This is a genomic window from Kamptonema formosum PCC 6407 (assembly GCF_000332155.1).
GTDB classification, from domain to species: domain Bacteria; phylum Cyanobacteriota; class Cyanobacteriia; order Cyanobacteriales; family Microcoleaceae; genus Kamptonema; species Kamptonema formosum.
This window is the reverse complement of record NZ_KB235903.1, coordinates 1229744-1253259: the sequence shown is the minus strand read 5'-3', so window position 1 is coordinate 1253259 and position 23516 is coordinate 1229744. Positions and strand designations below refer to the sequence as shown.

The following is a 23516-nucleotide window of genomic DNA, read 5'->3' as shown; positions in this document are numbered from 1 at the left end:
ATGGGGAAGGGTAAATAGGGGAAGAGGGGAAGAGGGGAAGAGAATCAATGGTTTCAGCCATTCGGAGTGTCCTAACCATCTTGGCAGTTGTTATATATCAGAAGAAGGAAGAAGAAACCTTGTAGGGTGGGCGCAAGCTGAGAACCATCTTCGGCTATGAGTTATAAGTTTTTTGCGGCTTGTACCCACCTTACTTTATCAGCGGTTGAGAGGGTTTTTCTGCTGTTTTTTTAGTATTATAGTGATTTACTATTCTTCTAGGATTTCTACCAGTTTTTTAATTACTTCCTCTACTTTTTCCGGTGTAAAACTCCCGACTTTGTAACTAATAACACTGCGCTCAATTGTATGAGTTACTTCTGGGCGAATCTTACTCTCTTTTTTCAGCGAACCTGCGGTAAAATCTGTAGGGCTAATCGAAATTGCGTAACGATTAATAATTGGCTGACTGGTAATCTGACACGCAATTACATTTTCTCCAGGGAGTACAGCTAAAATTAGAGCAGGACGGCGTTTCGTTTTGCTAAAGTCTGAATAGGGAAATAAAGTCACTACAACATCACCCTTTACAAATCTTTCCATGCTTCATCCTCCAAGGCCTCCAAACGCCGTTCTTCCTCTGAGACGGCTACCGAGGCGGTCAGAAACCATTCAAACTTTTCGGGATTGGCTTTTATTAGTTTAAAGAAGTTTTCATCCCTGATTTTTCTGAGGGTTTGTTTTAAATTATCAAAAACTGGTTCGGGCAGTGTTTCAATCTGTTCTACAATTTCTACTTTATTTTGAAATTTCATTGTTTTTACAATGTCGCTATATTTAAACTGCTGCCAAACATCGTCTGGCAACTGTTCCATTTCTAGCTTAAAATAATATCTTTTGGGTTCCATTGCTCAATCTCCTAACTAGAAAAACTTGCCAATAATAAGGTTAAATCGTCGTCAGTGCGTTCGGTAACGCGGGGCGATCGCAAAAATGATTCTAACTGCTGTTTGGCTTCTACTTCATCCTCTATTTGTGCCGCAAACCGAAATAAGGGGGAAAAGAAGGGAACATGAGGCGTGCCGTCTGGCATCTTTAAGGCTAACATTTGCAAACCATCGGAGAACAGGGCTAAATGCGTTAATTTTCCTCGCCATACTTGCAATTGTGCTGTTTCCAAAGCATTGTCTGAAATCAGGAAGATAGTTTCATTAATGTACTCGCCACAGGGTGGAACTGTCACTGCGATAACATTGCCTTCGCTATCTCCTACCACCGCCGCACCGTCCCCAATTTGGGCAACTGCTAACAGGTAAGGAGTAGCTATAGCTAAAATTAATGTACTGGCTAAATCTCGCGCTTTGACTTCTCTAACTTTTGCTTCTGCTTCCACAGCTTCCCGCGCTGTTTTCAGGGCTTCAGCGAGCAATTGATGCCAATTGCTGTCATCTTCAAACCATGTTTGCTGGTTCTGAGAAATGGCTTCTACGGAGGCTGTGACTGCAATTTGGGCTCCCACTTCTGCAAGTGTAGCTGAACCAGCACCGTCTGCAACTGCGGCGACTAAAATGCCGTCTGGTAGAAGTTCCCATCTATGTGCATCTTGGCAGGGTTGCGATCGCTTTTCGTGACTTGTTCCCATCACTGATGCCGCTACAATTCGGCATTTAATTATTTGTCCTTTATCTTCTGTCATTTGTTGGTTGTTAGTTGTTGGTTGTTAGTTGTTAGTTGTTAGTTGTTAGTTGTTGGTTGTTAGTTGTTAGTTATTGGTCAACAGTTAACAATTAACTGTCAACAGTTAACAGTTAACAGTTAACAGTTAACAGTTAACAATTACTAAACTGTTCCCCATCCAGGGGGCGGGAGTGCTACTTGTTCGTCAATTTTTGAGTGAGATACTCTTTGCATACTAGCGGACAGCCAGATGAACATTTCGCGGAAATCTAACCCTCTAAGTTTTACGGGAGTGCGATCGACAATTTGGGCTAAACGTGAGATATTAGCGCCTTCCACGCCGACAGCAAAAAAGGCAACGCGCTTGTTAGCTTCTTCCTCTCTGATCCGCTGGGCGGCTTGTTCTACAAGCTGTTCTGACTCTCCTTGAGGTTCGCCGTCAGTAATCATAAATACCCAGGGACGGTAATAGGTGATGCCGTTGTTGCGGTATTCCGACTTGCGGGCGGCGATCATGTCCAGGGCGTAGCTGATACCAGCGCCCATGTGGGTTTGTCCTTGGGCTGTCAGCAGTGGGGACTCAAATTGGTCGGCTGTCACAAAGTCTTGCACGACTTTAATCTGGTTGTCGAAGGTGACAATGGCTACTTCTACGCGCTTTTTGGCGAGTTCGTCTCTAGTGAGGTCATCCCTAAAGGTTTGCAGTCCTTCGTTGAGGGCATCAAGGGGTGCGCCCTGCATTGAGCCTGATGTGTCCAGTAGGAGGACGCAGGGGCATCGGGGCTCTGGGTTTTCGGCAAATTCTACGGCTTCGTCGAGTCTCATGGTTCCAGGGTTGACCTTGCTGTTACTTCTGCGGGGATAACTTCCCTTCCATTGTCTCTTAAGATCCGCCAGAGGTTCCATGAGGGGCTAGATAGTTTTACCAAGGCTATTCAAGTTCACTTGCAGAAACAGGGAGTGCAGGAGATTGCGGGTACTTATCGCAGGCAACCAGTAAAGCACTATTTTGACCTATTAACTAATTTGAATGTTATTGTGGATGCAGGAGATAACTTTGTTATTGGTTGGAAACTGAATTCTTCACAAGTTGTGGAATTAACCACCACTGGAGATATTGGAGGTGGATAGGTATGGAGAAATATATCAAGTTATTACAAGAGTTTGTTGGCAATACTATTAGTGCTGATGAGTTTGAGCAGCGGTTTATACAACTGTTTAAGGGTGATAATAATCTCCAACTAGGAAGAGAATTTAAAATTTTAGACAAGCTGTTTGCCGATGTGGATGCTTATTGCAGCGATCCAGATTTGATTGAAGATCCTCGATTTGATATTGGTGAGGATCAATTGCAAGTATCGGCAGAGGAAACGCTGGATAAGTTGGTTGATTTAACAACTTCTTACACCTTAAATTATCGGGAGGACAAATGAAAGCAATTAAAGTGATGGCAACGATTGATAATCAAGGACAATTGTGTGTTGATGAACCACTAGAGTTAGAACGAGATAGCCGAGTCGAAGTGATTGTGCTCATTCAAGAAGTAACAGAAATTAATGAAGAAGAGCAACCTAAAGAAACAATTTTAGCAGATTTTCGTCAAGCTTGGCATGAAGCAATGACTGGTAAAACGATTCCTGTTGCCCAAATTTGGGAGGGAATTGATGATGTCTGATAAAGTTTCAGTCATAGCTTTTCTTCTTATTTCAACTGAGTTATGCCAATTGTAACTGTACATTTTGCAACTTGCAAATAGCTTTCAACACTTGCACTAACTGAACCGATCGCTCCCTGTCAATCAAACTTAATTCTGGTAAAATCTGATAAGTACAAGGATTTCCCCGTGTCAAATGCACAAACTGATAATTACGTCCATTCGTCGTTAATCCCCAAACAGAGGCTTGCTGCTGCAAACTTTTATAAGTATAAGTTAGTAACTGGGGTAAACCCGCCCAAGGATCGAGTGTACTATTTTTTGCCTCGACTACTAAAATCCAAAACCGCGTCGCTGTTATCTCTGCATCGGGCTGATTTACTGCTAAAATATCCAAGCGCCCTTTAATTAAAGTGTCTCCATCTTCAACTTCAATAGGTATACTATTTTCCATTGTCAGGACGACAGGAATTTTGAAAAATCCTGTTAATCTCATTAATGGTGAAAGCACTAAAAATTTAACCAGTTCTTCAGAAATTTTTCCAGCTTCTAGATAACGCCAAAAATTATGACCGATCTCCAATATTTCCTGCTGTTCAACGTCGGTTAGTGGTTCCAGAGATAAAGATTCAGCAAAAGAACCTTCTATTTGTCTTTCTAGTTTGAGAAGGCAATGAACCTCATTTAGTGAAAGTTGGCTTGCTTCTAAATTTTCAGTCATGGCTTTTTTTAGAGTCAATTTTAACAACAATTTCATTAGATCGAGACTTACGCAGGTCGTCGCAGAAACCGGGTTTTTGAGATCGTATGTGGGTGAGGGCGAAGTATTTTCGTCAAAAAACCCGGTTTCTTTGGTTGGGTGCGTAAGTCCCATATATCTTAAAATCCTAACATTTTTTTCACCTCTGCTAACGGTACTGAAGGCTGATTTACATCTTCCTCCTTGGCTTTTCTCAAATCCATCAAATCTTCCATGTCAGCAATTAATTCTTGCAGTGCTTCAAATTCTTCGTAAGGTATCACGACAAATTCCTTTTTGCCATTTTTCGTAATAAACTCAGGATGTAATGGAATCATTAATATTTCCTCCAATTGTCTAAGTGTAAGCATCTTTTCTATGTTTGACACGGTAGATTACCAAAACATCTTCCTCGATTTCAAATAAAACTCGGTAATCTCCTACCCGCAGTCGATATTCTGGCGTGTAGTTAGTTAAGCGTTTCACATCCCCAGTTAGGTTATTTTGCATTAACTCAATCTTGGTCAAAACTCGGTTTTGTACCTCTACTGGCAAAGATTCTAAATCTTTAATCGCTTTCGGCTTAAACTCAACTTGGTAATTCATCAAACCGTCGCTCATCCACAGGATAACCAAGATACTACCATTTTTATTATCTCATAACTTATCCACTCAATCAATAGTTAAAAATTTAAGTTTACAGGAGATTCTCAAGTCTTAAGGAAAATAAACATATTTTTGTCCCAACTTGTGCAAACAATAGTTAAAAAGACTAATTGAAGTTACATTTAAGAACGATGTCACAAGATACGATCGAATCAATACTGCAAGAAAAACGCTTATTCCAGCCACCGGCGGAATTTTCCGAAAAAGCGCATATCAAAAGCTTGGAAGAGTACAAACAACTCTACGATCGCGCTAAAGCAGATCCCCAAGCATTCTGGGCAGAACTCGCAGAAAAAGAACTTGACTGGTTCCAAAAATGGGATACCGTACTCGACTGGCAACCGCCTTTTGCTAAGTGGTTTGTCAACGGTAAAATTAATATTTCCTACAACTGTCTAGACAGGCATTTGACGACTTGGAGAAAGAATAAAGCGGCGCTGATTTGGGAAGGGGAACCGGGAGACTCACGGACTCTCACTTACGCGCAACTCCACCGCGAAGTCTGCCAAATGGCGAATGTAATTAAACAATTGGGAGTGCAAAAAGGCGATCGCGTTGGTATTTATATGCCGATGATTCCCGAAGCCGCGATCGCGATGTTAGCCTGTGCCAGAATTGGGGCAATCCATAGCGTAGTGTTTGGCGGATTCAGCGCTGAAGCTTTGCGCGATCGCCTCAACGACGGCCAAGCTAAATTGGTAATTACGGCAGATGGTGGCTTCCGCAAAGATGCGATCGTTGGCCTGAAAGAACAAGTAGACAAAGCCCTCGCTAACGGCGCAACACCAAGCGTTACAGACGTTCTGGTGGTTCAACGGACAAAACAACAAATCCACATGGAAACCGGCCGCGATCATTGGTGGCACGACTTACAACAAGGCATATCCGCCGACTGTCCCGCCGAACCAATGGACAGCGAAGATATGCTGTTTATTCTATACACCAGCGGTAGTACAGGTAAACCGAAGGGCGTTGTTCACACCACCGGCGGATACAATCTATACGCCCACATGACCACGAAGTGGATCTTCGACCTGCAAGATACCGATGTTTACTGGTGTACGGCCGATGTCGGCTGGATTACAGGTCACAGCTACATTGTATATGGGCCGCTGTCCAACGGCGCTACAACCCTGATGTACGAAGGTGCGCCGCGTAATTCCAACCCCGGTTGTTTTTGGGATGTAATCGAGAAATACGGTGTCAACATTTTCTACACCGCGCCGACTGCGATCAGATCGTTTATGAAAATGGGCGAACATCACCCCAAATCCCGGAATTTATCATCTTTGCGGCTGTTGGGAACCGTTGGCGAACCCATTAACCCGGAAGCGTGGATGTGGTATCACCGGATCATCGGTAACTCCAAATGTCCAATTGTCGATACTTGGTGGCAAACTGAGACGGGCGGGATTATGATTACAGCGTTACCAGGTGCGATCGCCACTAAACCCGGTTCTGCAACCCTACCTTTCCCTGGAATTGTCGCCGATGTCATCGATCAAGACGGCGAACCCGTTACCAATGAAAGCGGCGGCTATTTAGTCGTCAAGCATCCTTGGCCGGGAATGATGCGAACGCTTTACGGCGATCCCGATCGCTTCCGTCGCACTTACTGGGAATATTTGCGCCCGAAAAATGGCGATTATTTATACTTTGCCGGCGATGGCGCACACAAGGATAAAGATGGCTATTTCTGGGTGATGGGCCGCGTGGACGATGTGATTAGTGTTGCCGGCCACCGACTCGGTACAATGGAGATTGAATCAGCCTTAGTCTCTCACCCTGCGGTCGCTGAGGCGGCGGTTGTGGGTAAGCCGGATGAGATTAAGGGAGAGGAGATTGTAGCTTTTATTACCTTGGATAGTGCGTATAGTTCGAGTCCGCAGTTAGAGAAGGAGTTGAAACAGCACGTTGTCAGTGAGATTGGCGCGATCGCGCGTCCCGGAGAGATTCGGTTTACTGATGCTTTACCGAAGACGCGATCGGGTAAAATTATGCGGCGGTTGTTGCGTTCTTTAGCCGCCGGTCAAGAAGTTACAGGAGATACTTCTACCTTAGAAGATCGCACCGTTTTGGATAAATTACGCGGTGGTGCATAAGGGGATTTTTTAACCGCAGATATAGCTGGATGAACGCAGATAATTATTGAATTTATCTGCGTTTATTTGCGATTTTTCTCTCTTGATTGTGCTTTTGATAAAGTGTTTTTAGGAAACAATTTTCCTACCCCACAAAAGACTTCAACATCCAACCAATAATAATTCCCACTCCCCCAAACCGCACAGCCTGCCAAAAAGGTTGTTTCAAACTTCCCCAACTAAACAGGCTACTTTCCAAATTAAGTTCTATAGTTTCCAATTCCTGCTGAATTTGTCGCAATTCTGCCTTAAACTCAGGTAAAGGATTTCGACGCTGCTGCTGACGAATATCCTCCCGTCGATGTCCCAGTTCAACCTGTCGATCGCGATCGCGCTTCACCTGTTCGTAACGTTCCTTAACATCCGCCAGCACTCTCTCCACTTCCTGCAATGCTTGTTCAAATTCAGCTTCATTTTCTCCCGGCGACTCTTGAGGCGTTTTCATTCCGTATTTACCCTGACCAATAGTTAAGAAAACCTATTTGTAAATTAGTTATTGCTCTTGTTTGCGGTATAGTAAGAACCTTAAGTGGATTAATTTTAAATCCCTACAGGGATGGAAACCAAACTACCTCCCCAATAACTATGCTCAAAACTACCCAGTCATCACCCAGCATCAACCTCAACGAACTTAGCACAATCGAACTAGCCCAAGCACTAGCCCAGCGCCTAGCCATCTCCGAAAAAGATTGGCACAGACTCAAAGCTAACCGCTCAGCTCGCGCCAGCGAACAAGCAGCAGCAGCCTTAGTATTTTTGCTCAAAAACCAAACAGAGGAAGCTCTACCCCGCCTCAGTCAAGCAGTAGGCTGGCTAGATAAGTCAATCTCTGCTCCCCCTTGTCCCACTCACGGACACGGTAAATAGTTCCGCATTGTGAGATTGTAGGAGTATAAAAGTAGGCGATCGCTCACCTTCAGCTTTGAGCTAATAAACTTCTTTATTAACTCAAAGAGCGGGAACGGGGACACCACCCCTACAACTCAAAATTGATTAAACCCTAACGCACATAAGGCAACCGAGAACGGCGGTCAACTTCTTTGCACAGAGTTAACTCTGTACCCTGAGAGTTCCACTCCACCCGATCGAAAATTTGATAAAGAATAAATAACCCCCTGCCACATTCTTGTTCAACATGGGGGGGGGTAAAGTTATCTGTATGTGGATCGCACATAGATGGGGGGATACTACACTCACAAGGGGCGCAAAAGCCTGAACCCTCATCTGATATCACCCACAACAATTGATTTGACATAAAGGAAAAACGTACTGCAACTGTTTTGCTGGGATCTAATTTGTTCCCATGCTTAGCAGCATTCACCAAAGCTTCCTGAAGTCCTAACCGGAGTTCCGCTTTCCACGGAGCCGGAACCTCTGCTAAAAGCAGATCCAAAATAGGACAAAGGTAGAGGGTAGAAGCGAATCTAACCGTAACCCACTTGCGCCCTACGGGGCGCGGAGATAAAGCAATCACTCAGAAAACTCCCTAACTGTCAGGTGGATAACATTCACGCCCTGCATAGTTGGCTCCCCTACTATTGAATATGTCCACTTAACTGAACATTGCAATTCTACTTATATTCCTAGATTACCAAAATACTTAACAAAAGAGAATAGCTTCGGAAAATATTCTTCGGCAGACCGAACACTAGGCGATCGCCATCCCTCCCCCTCCCGATTTTTCGATACAATGGTTCAAATAACTTATTAAATCTTTACATCATGCAGGCAACCCCAGCTATTACCACAGCATCTATACCCGGCATAATCTGGCAGTGGCGGGGACAGTCAATTTACTACATCCGTGCCGGAGAAACGCAGCCCCAACGCCCTCCCCTGCTATTAATTCACGGGTTTGGCGCATCTTGCGACCACTGGCGAAAGAATATCGCCGAACTGAGCAAAGATTTTGAAGTGTGGGCGATCGACCTCTTAGGATTTGGGCGTTCAGCTAAACCAGAATGGCAGTATGGCGGCGATCTTTGGCGCGACCAACTTGATGATTTCATCACCAATGTGATTGGTCGGCCAGCAGTATTAGCTGGAAATTCCCTGGGAGGTTATGCAGCTTTGTGTGTCGCCGCTCAACGTCCAGCCTCAGCCGCAGGATTAATTTTAATCAACAGCGCCGGGCCATTTAGCGAGCCACAACCGGCCCCCGACGCGCCTCCCTTGCAAAAAGCCCTTGCTTCCCTAGCTAAGGTCTTATTTCAACAAGATTGGGCAAGTTTTCTATTATTTCAGTATATTAGGCAGCGATCGGTAATTCGGAAAACCCTAGAAAAAGTTTATCTCGACCAAAGTGCAGTCACAGCTCGGTTAGTGGAAGAGATTTATCTTCCTTCCTGCGATCGCGGTGCAGTTAAAGTATTTGCTTCTGTCTTTAGGACACCTCAAGGGGAAAAAATAGATGTATTGCTCAGTCAAATGAGCTGTCCCTTGTTAATGTTGTGGGGAGAAGCTGACCCTTGGATGAATTCACAAGAAAGAAGCGCCAAGTTTCGCCAACATTATCCTCAGTTAACAGAACATTTTATCCGCGCCGGCCACTGTCCCCACGACGAAGTACCAGAACAGGTAAACGCTTTGATCGGTTCCTGGGTGCGATCGCTCTTTAATTCGTGAAATCTACCGTCACGTAACATTGTGGAACGTGCTCTCAACCGACTCAAGCAATGGAGACGTATTGCTACACGATATGAAAAGCTAGCTACAAATTATACAGCCACGATCGCGATCGCCTGCATTCTGTTATGGTTGTATAGCAACCGCCAGGGCGGTTAAGACGTTGAAACTTTCTTCATCCCCTCTTCCCCTCTTCCCTAGCCCCTAGCCCCTAGCCCCTTAACCGCCCTGGCGGTTGCTATAGTTTGAAAACACGCCCTAGCCCCTAGCTATAAAAAACCCCAGGCAAGTTTTGCTTGGGGTTTGTAAATCAGGGTGCATCTATGCTTTTTATATTCCCAAGCTAGAGATAGCTATCAGGATAAATTGCTCAAGTTCCACCGATCGCCTCGCTTAAATAATCTGCTGCTGCTTCGACTACAGCGATCGCATTTTCATAAACCATCCGCGTCGGCCCCAAAACTCCGACACTGCCCACCGGCACTGAACCTCGCTGATAAGTTGAGGAAATTAGCGTACAACAGCGGATCGGTTCTAAGGGGTTTTCTGACCCAATTCGCACTTTCACCCGCTTACCGGGCGTTTCTGAGCTACCTGATGCAAAAATTAGAGGCCAGAGTTGCTCTTGTTCTTGTTCTAGTAGATGAATAATGGTTTGAACTTGTTGGAGTTGGGAAAATTCAGGTAATCGTAGGGCTTCTGCTAAACCACTTATTAAAATGCGTGTATAAGCTGGAGTTTGAGCTTTGCGACTCAAATCTGAGAGTACAGTTTTCAATAATTCGGCATAGCGTTCAAATTCGCGACCTAATTCGCTAGCATCGATCAGTGAGAGTTCGCACAGCGATCGCCCCCGCAGTTGGCTATTAAGGAAATTTGATAATATTTGCAATTCGCGATCGACTATTTCTGCATCCTCTGGCCCAAAAGTTTCGCTGGTTTCACCATTTTTAGGTTGAGGTAACTGCATCAAAACTGACTGCGTTTCGTAGCTATCAGTCACCACAATCAGCATTACCTGTTTCGGGTCGATTTGCACCAGTTGAACGTGGCGCAAGTTACCAGTATGAGACTGAGGAAGGGTAATCAAGGCAATATAGCCGCTGACAGTTGCCAAAATTTGGGCTGCACCCCTCAGCAGCGTTTCCATCCGGCCATCAGACCAATTAAGCTGGTCTAGAACCTGTTCGACTTTACCACCTAATTTTTCAGAGGGAGCGATCAGCCGATCTACATAAATCCGGTAGCCTGAGTCAGAGGGAATCCGTCCGGCGGAGGTGTGAGGTTGATAGAGTAGTCCGGCTTTTTCTAAGACTCCCATCGCATTACGAATGGTGGCGGGACTAACACTGAGGTTATATTCGTCAACCAAAGCTTTTGAGCCAACAGGTTCGGCTGTAGTTATATAATGGCGAACTGTTGCCCAAAGAATACGTTGTTGGCGATCGGTAAGATTGACGCTCACAGGCATTTAAGCTCAATTATCGAACAAATGGCGGCGGGTTTTGTATAAAATCGATCGGTGAGATGCAAAGTTTATGGGCTAAACCCGCCTCTACTCTGAACCCAGAAACTCTGTCCTCAAAGATAGCAGATCGGAGTTGTTAATCCCACCATAACAGAGTTTGGCTAATAGCGGGGGATGGTGCGATCGACTTTTAGTGAGTAATAGTCGATCCCGCCTGTGATGTTTTTGACATTGGTGAAGCCTTGATCTATCAACCAATGACACATTTGAGCCGATCGCACCCCATGATGGCATAGAACTAGAGTTTCTGCGTCGGGATCGAGGCGGGTACGAATTTGGTCAGACCATGCGGCAAATTCGCTTAAGGGCAAAATTTCAAACCCTGGTAGGGATGCGATCGCAATTTCGTAGGTTTCTCGCACGTCTACAAGCTGCAATTTCTCTACTGATTCTTCCTGGAGACGGCGGCCTAATTCTTCTACACTAATTTCCGGTATCATTTGTGGCATTTGGTTAGAGCTTTTATCGACGGCAATATTAAAAATACTATTATCAGCAATGACAAAAAGGCAGTGTTTGTAGAGATATATCTTTGGCTTCACCAAGCAGTTGAGGAGGCAAAGCACACTCGTTAACTACTTAGTATAACATTAAATTTATGGCTTATTTACTCAATCCAATCGGGCCCCTCTACGAATTCACCTCCTGGTTCAATGGTTTTGCAGATAAAAGCTCCTATCCCACTACCAAAACCTTTAGCGCCTGTCAGGTTGGTTGCCACCAAAATAACATTATCAGTTTTACTTCTCTCGCAGTCAGCGTCAGTCAAATCAGCACCACTCAAATTTGCGCCGCTTAGATTAGTACCAAGCATTCTAGCCCCACTCAGGTTAGCATTACTAAAATTGGCATCGCTCAAATTGAAAGCCATAAGGTGAGCTTTGCTCAAATTGATTCCACTTAAGTCAACTCCACTCAACGCAGTGTCATTAATCTTAATTCTCGCAAAAATTCTCTCCCCAGCAGCGTAAAGTCTGAGCAATTCTTTTTTGTTCATAACTCTCCTCCTAAATCTCTACTACGAACACTAACCATTAACAATTTGCCTTACCACTGTTAAAGCAGAGTAAGAAACTCCCGCTGTTCCTTCCCCTGGATGAGTGGAATCACCTACTAACCAAAGATGCTTAACTGGTGTCCGATTTGCAAAGCCAAACGGCCCAAAAGTTGGTATTCTTTGACCAATACCGCCGACCACTCCTAGATCTCGCCCAGTATACCGCGCAAATGTTCGAGGCGTTGCTGCTTCTTGATGTAAAATCTTATCAGGTGTTAAGTCACAATATTGACCCAAACGCGCGATCGCTTCTTCGCTATATCTTTGTTTCAACCCTTCATAATCCGCACAATTCCACCACTTTCTAGTATCGGTAAAAGATGAGGCTGTAATTGTCGCCCTCCCTTTCGGTGCTCTACCATCTCCTGACTTGCTGACAGAAACAAATAGGGAATTGTTTTCACCAATTACGCCGTTATAGTCGTATAAAAATTGAAGGTGTGGCGGACAATTTTCAGGAATTGCACTTTCCTCTACTCCTAAATATATGACGAAAGCACCTGATGCAGGAGGCAATTTATCTACTCGATATTTGTAGCCAACCATTGAGTCTGGCAATTTAGCAACTGAATTAGTTACTAAATTAGTTGCTAATTTTTCTCCTTCCCCTAACAATTCTACTAAGTTTTGTACAGTTACATTAACTATAATATGGTCAGCCGTTTCTGTCCAAACTTCATCTGTTTTCTGATTGCGAATAGTTACGCCATTAGCCTTATTACTGACTGTATGAATTTGTTCAACTGTATGCTGCATTAATAATTTTCCACCATCTCTTTCTATAGCTTCCACAAGACTCTCGCTTAATACTTGCATACTCCCTTGCAAGTGATATAATCCCTGCGGTTCTTGGGAAACACCTAAAGCCGTCGCCGCATAAAGTAGTGCTGTTTCCTCTGCATCCACCTGAGAATATAGCTTTAACTGTAAATCTAAAAAAGTTTTCAAACGTAGATTATCCCGCAAACCATACAATCTTAAAGCATCACCTACCGTCATGAAGGTAAACGGCAAAGTAATCAAAGTCTCGGGACGAACTGCTTTAGTTAATTGCCATAAATCCCACAAATTACGTGGCGGTAAAACTGGATCTCTACCTTGAAATTTCCAGCTAGGTTTGAATAAAGTTGCTAATAACTGCCAGAAAGGTTCGCTTCCGGGAAATTGTCTTTGCCTTTCTAACTGCCATTTTTTAGGATCTCGCCACACACTAATAGGTTCAGTTTCACCGGGAAGAAATACTGCACAAGCGGGATCGCAGGGTGTAGCGGCGGGAATTTCAATGTCTAATTCTGAGAAAATACGATGATGAATACCTCCAGGTTCTAAACCTGCTACTTGGGTAGCACCAACATCGAAGGTAAAGCCTTTACGTTTGAAGGTAGAAGCGCATCCCCCAGGAACGATCGCTTGGTCTAAGATTAGCACTTGGTAGCTTCTTTTGGCTAATAAGGCTGCGGCTGTGAGTCCACCAATTCCGGCCCCAATTACGACGATTCGGGGTTTGCTGTCAGGAGTGCGATCGCTTAGCATAAAATTAAGGAAGAAGGAAGAAGGATATGGGAGATGGGAGATGGGGAGACGCGGAGACGCGGAGACCTAGAAGAAATTTTAGTTATCTAGGATAGAAGGAAAAATGCTTATATCTTAAGCTTATTAGCTATCTGTATCTAACGTTTAATTAGGTTATTTATGGATGCAATTGACTCAAAATTACTCTTAACCGATCGTAATCATCTTTAAGCACAAGACTCAAACTTCTTCCGGCCTGCACTAACCAGGCTCGATCGCGTTTTCGTAGTTGATAAATCTCCCGAATCGCCGCCGCCGCCAACGCATCCACAGGTGCATTACTAACTTCAAGCAGCGTCCGCAAAAAATCCAACTGTTCGCTAAAAGCAATCACCTCATCCGGTTCACAACTATAAACAGCTTGGTGAATTTGTGGTGGACGCGGCGGGATATATTGATAAATAGTTCCCGGCTTCGGTACAGAACCATTATACCTTTCTTCCGGCCCTTGGAATCCCACAATTGCTGCTCGAAATTCCGTTTTTAACATTGCAAAAATCTGGGGTTGTTGTTCCCTTAAATCTTGGAGAGATAAACCCAAAGCTCTAGCCCTGTGAACTGTATCAATGGGGCAAGTTGTGGCATGATAAATTACGCCGTAAATCTGATTTCTAGATTCTTCGTCTACAGCTTTCACCCAACATCCAAAAGGTGGCATCGGCGGAAAGTTTAAATCATCTGGCTCTAAACATTGAGCCACAAATTCTGTAGTAGCTGTTTCAATAACCTCACCAATGTGGTCGCGGCGACGATCTTCTACAGTAAATTGAGGTAGGGGAAGACGCATATATAGGGGCTAGGGGCTAGGGGCTAGGGGCTAGGGGAAAGAGAGGGGGGGAGAGGGGGGGAGATGGGGGGAGATGGGGGAAGATGGGGGGAGATGGGGGGAGATGGGGTAATTAGCCATTAGCCATTAGCCATTAGCCATTAGCCATTAGCCATTAGCCATTAGCCATTAGCTATTACCAATTACCAATTACCAATTACCAATTACCAATTACCAATTATCAATTACCTTTGTTATTTACCTTTAGCACGACCAGCCGTAGCATCCACAGATTCTAACTGCGACAGCCGGAATGTAATCAGCTTATCCCAATTTCCACCTTCAAAAAGTACCGCAGCTTTGCCATCGCTGACTCGCTGGACTTGTCCTTGAAAGTCGTAATAAATCTCGCCGATATCCTTAACTCGAACTGCTGAACCGGGGAAAATCATAATTCTTTGATAGTAAGGTTGGCAATTTCTAGCTTACTAGGAGTTAGAAGAGTTTTGAGTTATGTAAAATACTTAAAATTCAGGGCGGGCACGGGGGCACCGCCCCTACAAAACTCTCTAAGCAAGGGCAGCTACAGAAACTTTACCAGCAATGCGCTGCGCGATCGCTTTCAACTCCTTCGCCGAAGCTGAATCGGGTTGTCCGACTACAATGGGCACGCCTCCATCACCACCCTCCCGCAAAGGAATTTCCAAGGGTACGCGCCCCAATAGGGGTACGCCTAACTCAGCAGCAGTTTTCTCGCCGCCACCAGACCCAAAAATATCGTATTGTTTATCTGGCATATCTGGGGGAATAAAATAACTCATATTTTCTACAATCCCCAATACGGGCACGCCTAACTGCTGAAACATCTTTAACCCTTTGCGAGAATCCAGCAAGGCGACAGTCTGGGGCGTAGTCACAATCACTGCACCGGCCATTGGTACCGCTTGTGCCATAGTTAGTTGGGCATCGCCAGTCCCCGGAGGCATATCGACAATCAAATAGTCTAAATCTCCCCACTGCACTTGGTAGAGAAATTGGCGGATAATACCATTTAACATCGGGCCGCGCCAAATTACGGGCTGGTCTTTGTCAATCAAAAAGGCCATTGAAACCAGCTTTACGCCGTAGTTAAATGCCGGTTCGAGAATGTCTCCTTGGGGGCCTTTCGTGACCATGACTTTAGCCTCTGCCAGACCCAACATTGTTGGGTCGTTAGGGCCGTAGATATCAGCATCTAGTAAGCCTACTTTAGCGCCTAATTGAGCCAATGCTACGGCGACATTGACTGCGATCGTACTCTTACCAACGCCGCCTTTACCGCTAGAAATAGCTAAGATATTTTTAACACCTTCAATGCCTTGGCGATCGGGTACTCCTTTCTGTTTAGGGGTTTCTGCCGTGACTTCCACCTCTACGCCTTCAACTCCAGGTAACTGCTTGACGGCTTTTTGACAGTCTTCAACAATAAACTCTCGTAGAGGGCAAGCAGGGGTGGTCAGCACTAAGGTAAAACTAACTTTGCCCCCGTCGATTTTGATGTTGCGAATCATATTCAATTCCACCAAACTTTTGCCGAGTTCGGGGTCTTGGACGGGTCGAAGGATTTCTAAGACTGAGTTAATATCGAGCCGATCGGACATTATTTTTCCACCTTTGCTGTAAATCTGAGCAGTTAATTTTAAAATCCTGCTGTTGATGTATATGTTTTAGGACTTAGGCACTTTGTAATGCCCCCTCTGGGCGGTGAGGATACCCCCCGAAGGGCGGCGTTACGCAAATCCTATATTTGTTGCTATTTCTTAATGTATCTTTTTGTGCCCCTCTGCTGGTCTAGAGTGGGATAATGACATCACCGCCAGATTTTGGATTCCTTGCCGATCGCAAAATCTCTAATCTTACATTTGAATTTGTTATGACTGTTTCTACAACTTCCAAAACACCTACATCCGCGCCTCTACTACCTGCTGACTCAAAAAGTAGGGTTAGTCAGTTTATGCAAGGCATACAAGACGAAATTTGTCAAGGCTTAGAAGCCCTTGATGGTATTGGCAAATTTAAAGAGGAATCCTGGGAACGCCCGGAAGGGGGTGGGGGACGTTCTCGCGTGATGACGCAAGGGGATGTTTTTGAACAAGGTGGGGTGAATTTTTCGGAGGTTTGGGGCGAAACTTTGCCGCCTTCGATTCTTCATCAGTACCCGGAATTGGCGGGTAAAGGTTTTTACGCGACTGGGACTTCGATGGTTTTGCACCCCCGCAATCCTTATATCCCGACTGTGCATTTAAATTATCGCTATTTTGAGGCGGGCCACGTCTGGTGGTTTGGAGGGGGTGCGGATTTGACTCCCTATTATCCTTTTGCTGAAGATGCAGCTCATTTTCATCAGACTTTGAAGGCGGCTTGCGATCGCCACCACCCTGAGTATTACCCCACATTTAAGCTGTGGTGTGACGAATATTTTTACCTCAAGCACCGCCAAGAAACGCGCGGTGTCGGCGGTCTATTTTTTGACTACCAAGACGGTCAAACCCAACTCTATCGCGGCCCAGACCCCAAAGGGCCTGCTGCTAACTACAGCAATCAAATTGGCATCCCAGAACCCCGCAGTTGGGAAGATTTGTTTGCCTTTGTACAGGAATGCGGACGCGCCTTTTTACCAGCTTATTCGCCCATTGTAGAGCGTCGGCGATCGATGGAATATGGCGATCGCGAGCGGAACTTCCAACTCTACCGCCGGGGCCGCTACGTCGAATTTAACCTCGTCTACGATAGAGGAACTATTTTCGGTCTACAAACCAACGGTCGCACCGAATCTATTCTCATGTCGTTACCTCCTTTGGTACGCTGGGAGTATGGCTATCAACCGGAACCTCAGACTCCAGAAGCTGAACTGTACGAGACATTCTTGAAACCCCAAGATTGGGTTAATTGGATAGGTGTGTAGTCACAGCTCTGAGTTAAACTACTGTGAGATAATCAACCACCGCAATACCTACAATCTCGAGGGAAGGGTCAGTGATTCACATCGATCAAAAAACCCATACGCTTCAGGACGGTACAACAGTTATCGTCTTGGCACCGACTGGACGCTTGGACATCACAACCGCATGGCAATTCCGCCTCAAGTTGCAGGAATGTATTTCCAAACTTAGTCGTCATGTTGTTGTGAATCTAGGTCAGGTTAACTTTATCGATAGCTCTGGCCTAACTTCACTGGTGGCTGGAATGCGCGATGCCGATAAAGTTAAGGGGAGTTTTCGGATTTGCAACGTTCATCCAGAAGCCAAACTGGTGTTTGAAGTCACCATGATGGATTCTGTGTTTGAAATTTTTGAAACGGAAGAAGAAGCTCTAGAAGGCGTACCCCGCGCAAGTTAGAGCGAAAAGATCGGAGGCTTAGGATTGCGGGAACTCAGGAGATGAGGAGTATCAGGAACACCCCAAGGTAAATTCCTGCCCTTCTTCCTTCTTCCCTCTTCCTTCTTCCTTCTTCATGCCTTTAACCGATTACTTCTGAGGCAAAATCTTGGCTTTTAACGAATCTGAAGGGGCCCATTAAAGCTCCCCAGATGGATTTGCCTGTTTTAGGGTCAATTCCTTTGTCATAGCTAAGAAATTCTTCGGCCGAGGCCTCAAATCCGAGGTCTATTTGATAAGTTTGACCGCCATAGGTAAAGCAGCACTGGGTTTCAGGGGGTAAGGACGCGCGAAACCGATAACGGTTTGAAGTTAAATCTTGCCGAGTAACTGTGAGAGTGCAGCCGGGGAGGAGTTCTACTTGCTCTGGTGTTAGCTGCTTCAGTAAATTAGGATTCTGACCTGCTCCCTGCAAGGCTGCTATATCCTTGAGCATATAATACTGAACTTCTATAAGCTCTGGTGCGCTCTGTGAATGCCGCAGTTGTACAATCCGAGGTCGATAGGGTTTGTCTGGTTTGAGAATGTTGGCTTGTTCGACATAGAGGGTGATGCTGGGTTCAGAAAATAGGGAAATAGGGAATGGTCGCTGCCACAGGCGGAGGTGGACGTACCAAACTGGATCGGCGATCGCTTGCGTGCGATTGTCGAATTCCCCTGCCATATAGCGAGCTAAAGCGGTTAATTCAGCAGAAAGTGTCATATCGATTTGAAATCTGAAATTGTATCTTGACAAAAAAGCTGGGTTGTGTTTATCCCACAAAGGTAAGTCAGCCCGAAGTTGAGATGATTTAGCGATCCCGGCTAAGGTATGATAGTACAGGTAGCCCAATCGCAATCGCAGAAATTAAGCATTACCTCAGTAACGCCGCCGTCGGGACGGTATCAAAACCCTCCAAAGCAGGGCGTTACTAAAGTGTGGGGCTTGATTCCTGAGTGGGCAAAATCAGCGAATTGGAAAAACGCCATTTGCCAGGTTTTGCCTCGTTAGTTGGGACTGCAAAGCCTTGAAAAACGTGCAACTATTTGTCAGCAAGATCGCTGCACAAAAAGTCCGGCTTTCCTCACACCGCCCAGCACCCCCGCTGCGGCGCAATTCGACCGCTAGAAGACCAGGTGAATAACAACAGCACTGTCTCAGATACAAAGCGAAGTTTCTACACGATTCATACTCGCCCTATTAACTCTATCTATCGTCGTGTAGTGGAAGAGTTAATGGTAGAAATGCACTTACTTTCGGTGAACGTCGATTTTCGCTACAACCCAATCTACGCCTTGGGGGTGGTGACAGCTTTTGAGCGCTTCATGCAAGGGTATTTGCCAGAACAGGATAAGGTTTCGATTTTTAATGGGCTTTGTCAGGCTTTGGGCGACGATCCCCAGCGATATCAGCAGGATGCGAGACGTTTGGAAGGTTTGGCTTCTCGCGTTTCTATTTTGGACTTGCTATCGTGGCTGGAGGGATCGACCAGCTTTGAAGATACTGGTGATTTGCAAGCCTCAATCACTGCGATCGCGACTAACTCCAAATTTAAATACAGCCGCTTATTTGCCATCGGTTTGTTTGCGCTGCTGGAAATAGTAGACCCTGACTTAGTAAAAGATCCAGAGGCGCGAGTTCAGGCGATCGCTAAAGTTTGTGCAGCATTGCACTTACCAGAGGAAAAAGTCACTAAAGATTTAGACCTATACCGCAGCAATCTGGAAAAAATAGCACAGGCGCGAATTGTCCTTGCAGATGTCCTGCAAGCAGATCGCAAGAAACGCGAAAAACGCGCAGAAAAAGCGGTTGTTAGCCCTCCGAACGGTTCAGAGGAAGCTAGCAATTAGTTAATAGTTAACGGTTAACAGTTAACCGTTAACTATTAACTAATTTTATAAAGGCTGAGGATCGAAATTGGTGGCATTAGCTTGTAGCCACGTAGTTAGCTGGGAGAGGACTTCGTTTCCAGAAGATTTACCCAAGGCTGTTGGGTTGGGAGTGTCTGGTCGATCTAAGTTACGGGCGATCGCTTCGTTAACTTGACCAGCAATCAAATCCTGAAGTTGCTCTTTTGCCTTCGCCCGCTGGAAATGCGCGCCCTCCTCCGTAGTAGCATAAAGGGGAGGAAGCCTATTTAAGGCATAAGCAGCGATATCTCCTACGTCTAGAGTCACCTCGCTAGCCGCCTCAATTTCTGCTACCCGCGCGATCGCCTCGCTAAGCACCAATTCCTCCATCACATTTATGAACTGCTTGCGGGGTAAAACTACAACTTCCCCAGTTAATAAAGCTCCCATCAGGCGATCGAGAGCCATATATTCTTCAATCGAAAGTTCCGAGGCCGTGTTGCAGATCCGCCCCACTTCTGCTTCCATCGACGGCGTTAAATAACCGTCTTGCAAAGCTTGTTCGACAATTTTTTCAATACTCATAATGCTTCCCCGCTCGACGGCATCATCAATAGAATTGTGAGTTTAAGTTTTTAAGGTGAGAGTAGAAAACATTTTTTGAGCTGGTGAAAACACAGGTTGTGAGCGCGATCGCCTCGAATTTAGGGTGAGGTGAGAGAGAATTTATGTTGGGATGATTGCCAAAATCTGCGATCGTACCCCCTATTCTCGCCCGCACAAGATTGCAACTCAACACTTATGGCTTCTCTCCTACCTAAATAAAAAAGAATTCTAAGCGATTGTTCCTACTCGTAGTCTCATCCTATCATCCACTGGCAGTAGGATAAATCCTGCCGCTACCTTTCCTCCTCTCAGCTTAATGCGAGAGATTTTCAGGATTTTACCGCTCAAAAATGTTACTCAATCGCCTCATATCGCCAAGGAACAGGATCGACCGAGGCTCCATTTACATAAAGCCCCCAATGTAGGTGAGGGCCCGTAGCTGCTCCTGTTGCCCCCAAAGCGCCAATTACTTGACCAGCTTTGACAACATCCCCCTCTTTGACATTAATCCGACTTAAGTGTAGATAGATAGTCGCCACCCCTTGACCGTGATCGATGCCGATGACATTACCGTGAATCAGAAATCCTTCAGATTCACGCCCCACTAGAGCGACGCGACCAGCAGCCGCAGCTACTATCGGAGAACCGTAAGCACCAGCATAGTCTACACCCCGATGGTAATAATCTTTGGCAAAGACTCCATTGTAGTACCGTCTTACCCCATAAATGGTAGTAATTTCTCCGCCGTTCGGTCTTAGGAATGGCCCGTTCCAGAACTTCTGCGGTGTTACGAGTTCCTTAAATGCGTCCACCCGGTCAAATTCGCGGTCAGTACCTTCGCTATCTTTACCGGGAGGAAGCCAAATCGACTGAGTGGGAAAAGAGCGATCGCGCACCCGTACAGTTAAATTTTTGCTCTCGCCACCACTGGTAACTTGGATTTGCACTGGGCCAGCACTATCTAAAGGGGTCGTAGGTAGCAGCGCCCGCCATCTACCGTTCCCCATTGGAAATGCTTGGTAAGTCTTCTGTTTAACAGAAACTGTCGGACTTGCTTCTTGGCTAGAATCTGCCTGGATAACTACCGACAGGGTATCACCCAGTTGCGGGTTCGGTGGTTTTACTAGCACTTGCAAAGCTTGTACTGGTGTCGCCAAAGCGATCGCGCTGGCAACTGCTACTCCACTTACTACCGCCGCAATTTTCCCGGTCACCAATCTGATTGCAGTTACGGGGGAAGTAAGCGGCTGATTCCAGGTATTCACTCGTTCGATCATCATCATTAACTATATAGAAACTGAACTAGCTCTCGCTTTTACCGGCGCTCAATCAACCCGCAGAAGCGATCGGGATGGCGATCGCTTCTGCTCTACTGAGAATCAGCTTATTTGCGCTTGGGGCTATAATCGTTGGCATTTTGGTAATACCGCCTTTGCTACGTTTCTTAGCTAAAACTGAGAGTAAGGAGTTGTTTTTGCTGGGTGTAGTTGTCTTAGCTTTAAGTATTGCTCTACTGACAGAACAATTGGGTTTCTCGATTGAAATGGGAGCTTTTGTTGCTGGCTTAATGATTTCAGAAGTGGAGTATGCTGACCAGACTTTGACCTATGTCGAGCCGCTGCGAGATATTTTTGCCTCTCTATTTTTTGTAGCAGTGGGAATGTTAATCGATCCTAGATTTTTGTGGAACAATCTAGAACTGATCCTGGGGCTAGTTTTTATAGTATTTGTCTGTAAATCTGCGATCATTACGCCGATAGTCAGGTCTTTTGGCTATCCCTTAAAAACGGCATTAATTGTTGGTTTGGGACTGGCTCAAATCGGTGAATTTTCGTTTGTACTCGCCAGTGCGGGACAAAATTTGGGATTGGTTTCGCGGCGGGTGTATTTGTTAATTGCAGGAACAACGGCAGTTACTTTGGTAATTACCCCTTTTGTGATGGGGATGGTGCCGAAACTTTTAAACTGGGCGGAAACATTCGAGCCGTTGCAGCCTTATTTTGACCAAAGTTCTCAACCAACCGCAATCGCTGAAAATTTGCCGACCCAAAATCACGTTGTGATCTGTGGCTATGGGCGGGTAGGCCGCAATTTGGTGCGGCTGATGCAAAGTCACGGTTATCCTGTAGTAGTGATTGACCAGTCAGAAAGCAGGGTGCAAGAATGTAGAGCGCAAAATATTCCTTACATCTACGGCAATGCGGGCAGTTTGCACGTACTGGAAGCTGCGGGAGTAGAACGGGCAAAGGCAATGGCGATCGCGCTTCCTGACCCCATGAGCACTCGCCTGAGCTTGAAACGAGCCTTGGAGTTAGCCCCAGAGTTGGATATTGTGGTGCGAGCGAATCAAGATAAAGATATTGAACTGCTGTATCAATTGGGGGCGCTGGAGGTGGTGCAGCCAGAATTTGAAGCGAGTTTAGAACTATCTTCCCACTTACTAGAGGGAATGGGGCTCTCAGCGATCGCCATCGAAGGAGAAGTTCAACAAATCCGTAGCAGTCGCTATCTAGAGTTCCGCCCCGATCGCCAGCCCCTCGAAGTCTCGCGGGAACTCAAAGTCGCAGTTAAAGATATGAACAGCAAATGGTTCTCCTTACCGGAAGATTCTCCTTTGGTGGGTATGACTCTGGAAGAAACTAACTTGCGGCAATTAACTGGGGTAAGTTTAATGGCGATCGTGCGGAATCTGGGGGAGGAAATTGACTATCCTCATGGTCAAACAGTCTTGCAGGGAAGCGATCGCGTTTTGGTGGTAGGAGAACCCGAAGAACTTGCCAGTTTTTACCTACTGGCCAGGGGCGAAGTTGCACTTCCCCAGGGTGGTAACTCTTGCCAATGGCTAGCGGTGGCAGCTAATAGCCCTTGGGGAGGCAAAAAGCTTTCTGAGTTGGATTTAGCAAATTTGTGCGGGGTAGAGGTACAAGCCATCCAGCGAGAAGGGAAGTTTATCCGATGGCCGGAGGGAGATATAGATCTGCAAGAGGGCGATCGCGTGTTACTGTGCGGCAGTTTCTACCAACTAGGCTCCGTACACGAACAGATAGAGTTAATGGTTAACGGTTAACTGTTAACTGTTAAGAGAGATTGGGAGGGACTGGGGAGGGGATGGGGAGGATAGGGAGGATAGGGAGGATAGGGAGGATAGGGAGGATAGGGAGGATTTAACTTCCTCATCTCCCCCATCTCCCCCACCTTCCCCATCTCCCCCATCTCCCCCATCTCCCCCATCTCCCCCATCTCCCCCATCTCCCCCGCT

At 45.8% G+C, this 23516-nt stretch carries 30 protein-coding genes and 1 pseudogene; 11 read left to right on the top strand and 20 right to left on the bottom strand.

The window, feature by feature from the left end:
• Positions 1–249: 249 nt before the first annotated feature.
• The 4 genes from OSCIL6407_RS0110385 to OSCIL6407_RS0110370 form a co-directional block, all read right to left on the bottom strand.
• On the bottom strand, positions 250–582 hold the full coding sequence (locus OSCIL6407_RS0110385) for a type II toxin-antitoxin system PemK/MazF family toxin (RefSeq protein WP_019487194.1): 333 nt from the start codon (positions 580–582) through the stop codon (positions 250–252).
• Entirely contained in the window at positions 567–887 is a 321-nt protein-coding gene (locus OSCIL6407_RS0110380; protein ID WP_019487193.1) for a hypothetical protein, read from the bottom strand. The genes OSCIL6407_RS0110385 and OSCIL6407_RS0110380 overlap by 16 nt, the downstream gene beginning before the upstream one ends.
• A gap of 11 nt (positions 888–898) precedes the next feature.
• Positions 899–1675 (bottom strand): PP2C family serine/threonine-protein phosphatase, encoded by a 777-nt coding sequence (locus OSCIL6407_RS0110375; protein ID WP_007357454.1) that lies wholly within the window; start codon positions 1673–1675, stop codon positions 899–901.
• 143 nt (positions 1676–1818) lie between these two features.
• Positions 1819–2481: a vWA domain-containing protein gene (locus OSCIL6407_RS0110370; RefSeq protein WP_007357453.1), complete on the bottom strand. Its 663-nt coding sequence runs from the start codon at positions 2479–2481 to the stop codon at positions 1819–1821.
• Between the two features lie 51 nt (positions 2482–2532).
• Here OSCIL6407_RS0110370 and OSCIL6407_RS32490 point away from each other — a divergent pair, with 51 nt between their 5' ends.
• From OSCIL6407_RS32490 to OSCIL6407_RS0110355, 3 genes are read left to right on the top strand one after another with little or no spacing between them, the layout of a single operon-like run.
• A complete protein-coding gene (locus OSCIL6407_RS32490; RefSeq protein WP_234708806.1) occupies positions 2533–2787 on the top strand; it encodes a colicin D domain-containing protein in 255 nt (84 codons plus the stop codon).
• Positions 2788–2789: 2 nt separating this feature from the next.
• Positions 2790–3089, top strand: a complete 300-nt coding sequence (locus tag OSCIL6407_RS0110360) for a colicin immunity domain-containing protein (RefSeq protein ID WP_007357451.1) — start codon at positions 2790–2792, stop codon at positions 3087–3089.
• Positions 3086–3331, top strand: coding sequence for a type II toxin-antitoxin system RelN family antitoxin (locus OSCIL6407_RS0110355; protein WP_007357450.1), 246 nt, complete (start codon positions 3086–3088; stop codon positions 3329–3331). Before OSCIL6407_RS0110360 ends, OSCIL6407_RS0110355 begins: the two co-directional genes overlap by 4 nt.
• Before the next feature lie 40 nt (positions 3332–3371).
• On the opposite strand, the gene OSCIL6407_RS0110350 is transcribed toward OSCIL6407_RS0110355, so the two are convergent.
• The 3 genes from OSCIL6407_RS0110350 to OSCIL6407_RS0110340 form a co-directional block, all read right to left on the bottom strand.
• Positions 3372–4031, bottom strand: a complete 660-nt coding sequence (locus tag OSCIL6407_RS0110350) for a hypothetical protein (RefSeq protein WP_026103697.1) — start codon at positions 4029–4031, stop codon at positions 3372–3374.
• 158 nt (positions 4032–4189) lie between these two features.
• Positions 4190–4387 carry a type II toxin-antitoxin system prevent-host-death family antitoxin gene (locus OSCIL6407_RS0110345; protein WP_007357448.1) on the bottom strand — a complete coding sequence of 66 codons (198 nt, stop codon included), beginning with the start codon at positions 4385–4387 and terminating at the stop codon, positions 4190–4192.
• 19 nt (positions 4388–4406) lie between these two features.
• Entirely contained in the window at positions 4407–4685 is a 279-nt protein-coding gene (locus tag OSCIL6407_RS0110340) for a type II toxin-antitoxin system RelE family toxin (protein ID WP_234708805.1), read from the bottom strand.
• Between the two features lie 161 nt (positions 4686–4846).
• On the opposite strand from OSCIL6407_RS0110340, the gene acs reads away from it, so the two are divergent.
• Entirely contained in the window at positions 4847–6817 is a 1971-nt protein-coding gene (gene acs / locus OSCIL6407_RS0110335; RefSeq protein WP_007357446.1) for an acetate--CoA ligase, read from the top strand.
• Positions 6818–6941: 124 nt separating this feature from the next.
• Here the strand turns inward: acs and OSCIL6407_RS0110330 are convergent, their stop codons facing one another.
• A complete protein-coding gene (locus tag OSCIL6407_RS0110330; protein ID WP_007357445.1) occupies positions 6942–7301 on the bottom strand; it encodes a hypothetical protein in 360 nt (119 codons plus the stop codon).
• A gap of 140 nt (positions 7302–7441) precedes the next feature.
• On the opposite strand from OSCIL6407_RS0110330, the gene OSCIL6407_RS0110325 reads away from it, so the two are divergent.
• Positions 7442–7723, top strand: a complete 282-nt coding sequence (locus OSCIL6407_RS0110325) for a DUF6439 family protein (RefSeq protein ID WP_007357444.1) — start codon at positions 7442–7444, stop codon at positions 7721–7723.
• A gap of 133 nt (positions 7724–7856) precedes the next feature.
• Here the strand turns inward: OSCIL6407_RS0110325 and OSCIL6407_RS0110320 are convergent, their stop codons facing one another.
• The gene (locus OSCIL6407_RS0110320) at positions 7857–8330 is read right to left on the bottom strand and encodes an ATP-binding protein (RefSeq protein ID WP_007357443.1); all 474 of its coding nucleotides are present in this window, start codon (positions 8328–8330) and stop codon (positions 7857–7859) included.
• A gap of 248 nt (positions 8331–8578) precedes the next feature.
• Here OSCIL6407_RS0110320 and OSCIL6407_RS0110315 point away from each other — a divergent pair, with 248 nt between their 5' ends.
• Together OSCIL6407_RS0110315 and OSCIL6407_RS32485 are read left to right on the top strand one after the other, a co-directional pair.
• Positions 8579–9481, top strand: a complete 903-nt coding sequence (locus OSCIL6407_RS0110315) for an alpha/beta fold hydrolase (RefSeq protein WP_007357442.1) — start codon at positions 8579–8581, stop codon at positions 9479–9481.
• A 21-nt stretch (positions 9482–9502) separates the two neighbouring features.
• Complete coding sequence (locus tag OSCIL6407_RS32485; protein WP_007357441.1) at positions 9503–9640, top strand: IS5 family transposase; 138 nt, start codon at positions 9503–9505, stop codon at positions 9638–9640.
• Between the two features lie 211 nt (positions 9641–9851).
• Here the strand turns inward: OSCIL6407_RS32485 and hrcA are convergent, their stop codons facing one another.
• The 7 genes from hrcA to OSCIL6407_RS0110280 form a co-directional block, all read right to left on the bottom strand.
• Positions 9852–10952 carry a heat-inducible transcriptional repressor HrcA gene (hrcA, locus tag OSCIL6407_RS0110310; protein WP_007357440.1) on the bottom strand — a complete coding sequence of 367 codons (1101 nt, stop codon included), beginning with the start codon at positions 10950–10952 and terminating at the stop codon, positions 9852–9854.
• A gap of 158 nt (positions 10953–11110) precedes the next feature.
• A complete protein-coding gene (locus tag OSCIL6407_RS0110305; protein WP_019487192.1) occupies positions 11111–11551 on the bottom strand; it encodes a rhodanese-like domain-containing protein in 441 nt (146 codons plus the stop codon).
• A 65-nt stretch (positions 11552–11616) separates the two neighbouring features.
• Complete coding sequence (locus OSCIL6407_RS0110300; RefSeq protein WP_007357438.1) at positions 11617–12006, bottom strand: pentapeptide repeat-containing protein; 390 nt, start codon at positions 12004–12006, stop codon at positions 11617–11619.
• Between the two features lie 30 nt (positions 12007–12036).
• The gene (crtD, locus tag OSCIL6407_RS0110295; RefSeq protein WP_007357437.1) at positions 12037–13599 is read right to left on the bottom strand and encodes a C-3',4' desaturase CrtD; all 1563 of its coding nucleotides are present in this window, start codon (positions 13597–13599) and stop codon (positions 12037–12039) included.
• 157 nt (positions 13600–13756) lie between these two features.
• Positions 13757–14425 (bottom strand): HAS-barrel domain-containing protein, encoded by a 669-nt coding sequence (locus OSCIL6407_RS0110290; protein ID WP_007357436.1) that lies wholly within the window; start codon positions 14423–14425, stop codon positions 13757–13759.
• A gap of 233 nt (positions 14426–14658) precedes the next feature.
• Positions 14659–14856, bottom strand: a complete 198-nt coding sequence (locus OSCIL6407_RS0110285; protein WP_007355401.1) for an NAD(P)H dehydrogenase subunit NdhS — start codon at positions 14854–14856, stop codon at positions 14659–14661.
• 117 nt (positions 14857–14973) lie between these two features.
• Entirely contained in the window at positions 14974–16044 is a 1071-nt protein-coding gene (locus OSCIL6407_RS0110280) for an Mrp/NBP35 family ATP-binding protein (protein ID WP_007355402.1), read from the bottom strand.
• 272 nt (positions 16045–16316) lie between these two features.
• On the opposite strand from OSCIL6407_RS0110280, the gene hemF reads away from it, so the two are divergent.
• Complete coding sequence (gene hemF / locus OSCIL6407_RS0110275; protein WP_026103695.1) at positions 16317–17348, top strand: oxygen-dependent coproporphyrinogen oxidase; 1032 nt, start codon at positions 16317–16319, stop codon at positions 17346–17348.
• A 71-nt stretch (positions 17349–17419) separates the two neighbouring features.
• Positions 17420–17782, top strand: coding sequence for an STAS domain-containing protein (locus tag OSCIL6407_RS0110270; RefSeq protein ID WP_006631392.1), 363 nt, complete (start codon positions 17420–17422; stop codon positions 17780–17782).
• A gap of 121 nt (positions 17783–17903) precedes the next feature.
• Here OSCIL6407_RS0110270 and OSCIL6407_RS0110265 read toward each other — a convergent pair whose 3' ends face one another.
• Positions 17904–18524 (bottom strand): chromophore lyase CpcT/CpeT, encoded by a 621-nt coding sequence (locus OSCIL6407_RS0110265; protein ID WP_007355404.1) that lies wholly within the window; start codon positions 18522–18524, stop codon positions 17904–17906.
• Positions 18525–18937: 413 nt separating this feature from the next.
• On the opposite strand from OSCIL6407_RS0110265, the gene psb29 reads away from it, so the two are divergent.
• Positions 18938–19651, top strand: coding sequence for a photosystem II biogenesis protein Psp29 (gene psb29, locus OSCIL6407_RS0110260; RefSeq protein WP_071592476.1), 714 nt, complete (start codon positions 18938–18940; stop codon positions 19649–19651).
• A 45-nt stretch (positions 19652–19696) separates the two neighbouring features.
• On the opposite strand, the gene OSCIL6407_RS0110255 is transcribed toward psb29, so the two are convergent.
• Together OSCIL6407_RS0110255 and OSCIL6407_RS0110250 are read right to left on the bottom strand one after the other, a co-directional pair.
• Positions 19697–20236, bottom strand: coding sequence for a late competence development ComFB family protein (locus OSCIL6407_RS0110255; RefSeq protein ID WP_007355406.1), 540 nt, complete (start codon positions 20234–20236; stop codon positions 19697–19699).
• A gap of 374 nt (positions 20237–20610) precedes the next feature.
• A complete protein-coding gene (locus tag OSCIL6407_RS0110250) occupies positions 20611–21540 on the bottom strand; it encodes a M23 family metallopeptidase (RefSeq protein WP_007355407.1) in 930 nt (309 codons plus the stop codon).
• 23 nt (positions 21541–21563) lie between these two features.
• On the opposite strand from OSCIL6407_RS0110250, the pseudogene OSCIL6407_RS38315 reads away from it, so the two are divergent.
• Positions 21564–23324, top strand: a pseudogene (locus OSCIL6407_RS38315) (cation:proton antiporter domain-containing protein); the annotation flags it as partial.
• Positions 23325–23327: 3 nt separating this feature from the next.
• Here the strand turns inward: OSCIL6407_RS38315 and OSCIL6407_RS30505 are convergent.
• On the bottom strand, positions 23328–23516 hold a 189-nt coding region (locus tag OSCIL6407_RS30505; protein ID WP_193789133.1), incomplete at its 5' end, for a hypothetical protein.

What these genes read in the sequence shown, in the direction of transcription:
- acs (WP_007357446.1), top strand. Translation starts at nt 4,847, where the DNA reads ATGTCACAAGATACGATCGAATCAATACTGCAAGAAAAACGCTTATTC.
- OSCIL6407_RS0110350 (WP_026103697.1), bottom strand. Translation starts at nt 4,031, where the DNA reads ATGACTGAAAATTTAGAAGCAAGCCAACTTTCACTAAATGAGGTTCAT.
- OSCIL6407_RS0110380 (WP_019487193.1), bottom strand. Translation starts at nt 887, where the DNA reads ATGGAACCCAAAAGATATTATTTTAAGCTAGAAATGGAACAGTTGCCA.
- OSCIL6407_RS0110290 (WP_007357436.1), bottom strand. Translation starts at nt 14,425, where the DNA reads ATGCGTCTTCCCCTACCTCAATTTACTGTAGAAGATCGTCGCCGCGAC.
- hrcA (WP_007357440.1), bottom strand. Translation starts at nt 10,952, where the DNA reads ATGCCTGTGAGCGTCAATCTTACCGATCGCCAACAACGTATTCTTTGG.
- OSCIL6407_RS0110280 (WP_007355402.1), bottom strand. Translation starts at nt 16,044, where the DNA reads ATGTCCGATCGGCTCGATATTAACTCAGTCTTAGAAATCCTTCGACCC.
- OSCIL6407_RS0110250 (WP_007355407.1), bottom strand. Translation starts at nt 21,540, where the DNA reads ATGATGATGATCGAACGAGTGAATACCTGGAATCAGCCGCTTACTTCC.
- OSCIL6407_RS0110255 (WP_007355406.1), bottom strand. Translation starts at nt 20,236, where the DNA reads ATGAGTATTGAAAAAATTGTCGAACAAGCTTTGCAAGACGGTTATTTA.
- OSCIL6407_RS0110325 (WP_007357444.1), top strand. Translation starts at nt 7,442, where the DNA reads ATGCTCAAAACTACCCAGTCATCACCCAGCATCAACCTCAACGAACTT.
- OSCIL6407_RS0110265 (WP_007355404.1), bottom strand. Translation starts at nt 18,524, where the DNA reads ATGACACTTTCTGCTGAATTAACCGCTTTAGCTCGCTATATGGCAGGG.
- crtD (WP_007357437.1), bottom strand. Translation starts at nt 13,599, where the DNA reads ATGCTAAGCGATCGCACTCCTGACAGCAAACCCCGAATCGTCGTAATT.
- OSCIL6407_RS0110375 (WP_007357454.1), bottom strand. Translation starts at nt 1,675, where the DNA reads ATGACAGAAGATAAAGGACAAATAATTAAATGCCGAATTGTAGCGGCA.
- OSCIL6407_RS0110360 (WP_007357451.1), top strand. Translation starts at nt 2,790, where the DNA reads ATGGAGAAATATATCAAGTTATTACAAGAGTTTGTTGGCAATACTATT.
- OSCIL6407_RS0110385 (WP_019487194.1), bottom strand. Translation starts at nt 582, where the DNA reads ATGGAAAGATTTGTAAAGGGTGATGTTGTAGTGACTTTATTTCCCTAT.
- OSCIL6407_RS0110370 (WP_007357453.1), bottom strand. Translation starts at nt 2,481, where the DNA reads ATGAGACTCGACGAAGCCGTAGAATTTGCCGAAAACCCAGAGCCCCGA.
- OSCIL6407_RS0110345 (WP_007357448.1), bottom strand. Translation starts at nt 4,387, where the DNA reads ATGATTCCATTACATCCTGAGTTTATTACGAAAAATGGCAAAAAGGAA.
- OSCIL6407_RS0110315 (WP_007357442.1), top strand. Translation starts at nt 8,579, where the DNA reads ATGCAGGCAACCCCAGCTATTACCACAGCATCTATACCCGGCATAATC.
- OSCIL6407_RS0110355 (WP_007357450.1), top strand. Translation starts at nt 3,086, where the DNA reads ATGAAAGCAATTAAAGTGATGGCAACGATTGATAATCAAGGACAATTG.
- OSCIL6407_RS0110330 (WP_007357445.1), bottom strand. Translation starts at nt 7,301, where the DNA reads ATGAAAACGCCTCAAGAGTCGCCGGGAGAAAATGAAGCTGAATTTGAA.
- OSCIL6407_RS0110285 (WP_007355401.1), bottom strand. Translation starts at nt 14,856, where the DNA reads ATGATTTTCCCCGGTTCAGCAGTTCGAGTTAAGGATATCGGCGAGATT.
- hemF (WP_026103695.1), top strand. Translation starts at nt 16,317, where the DNA reads ATGACTGTTTCTACAACTTCCAAAACACCTACATCCGCGCCTCTACTA.
- OSCIL6407_RS0110300 (WP_007357438.1), bottom strand. Translation starts at nt 12,006, where the DNA reads ATGAACAAAAAAGAATTGCTCAGACTTTACGCTGCTGGGGAGAGAATT.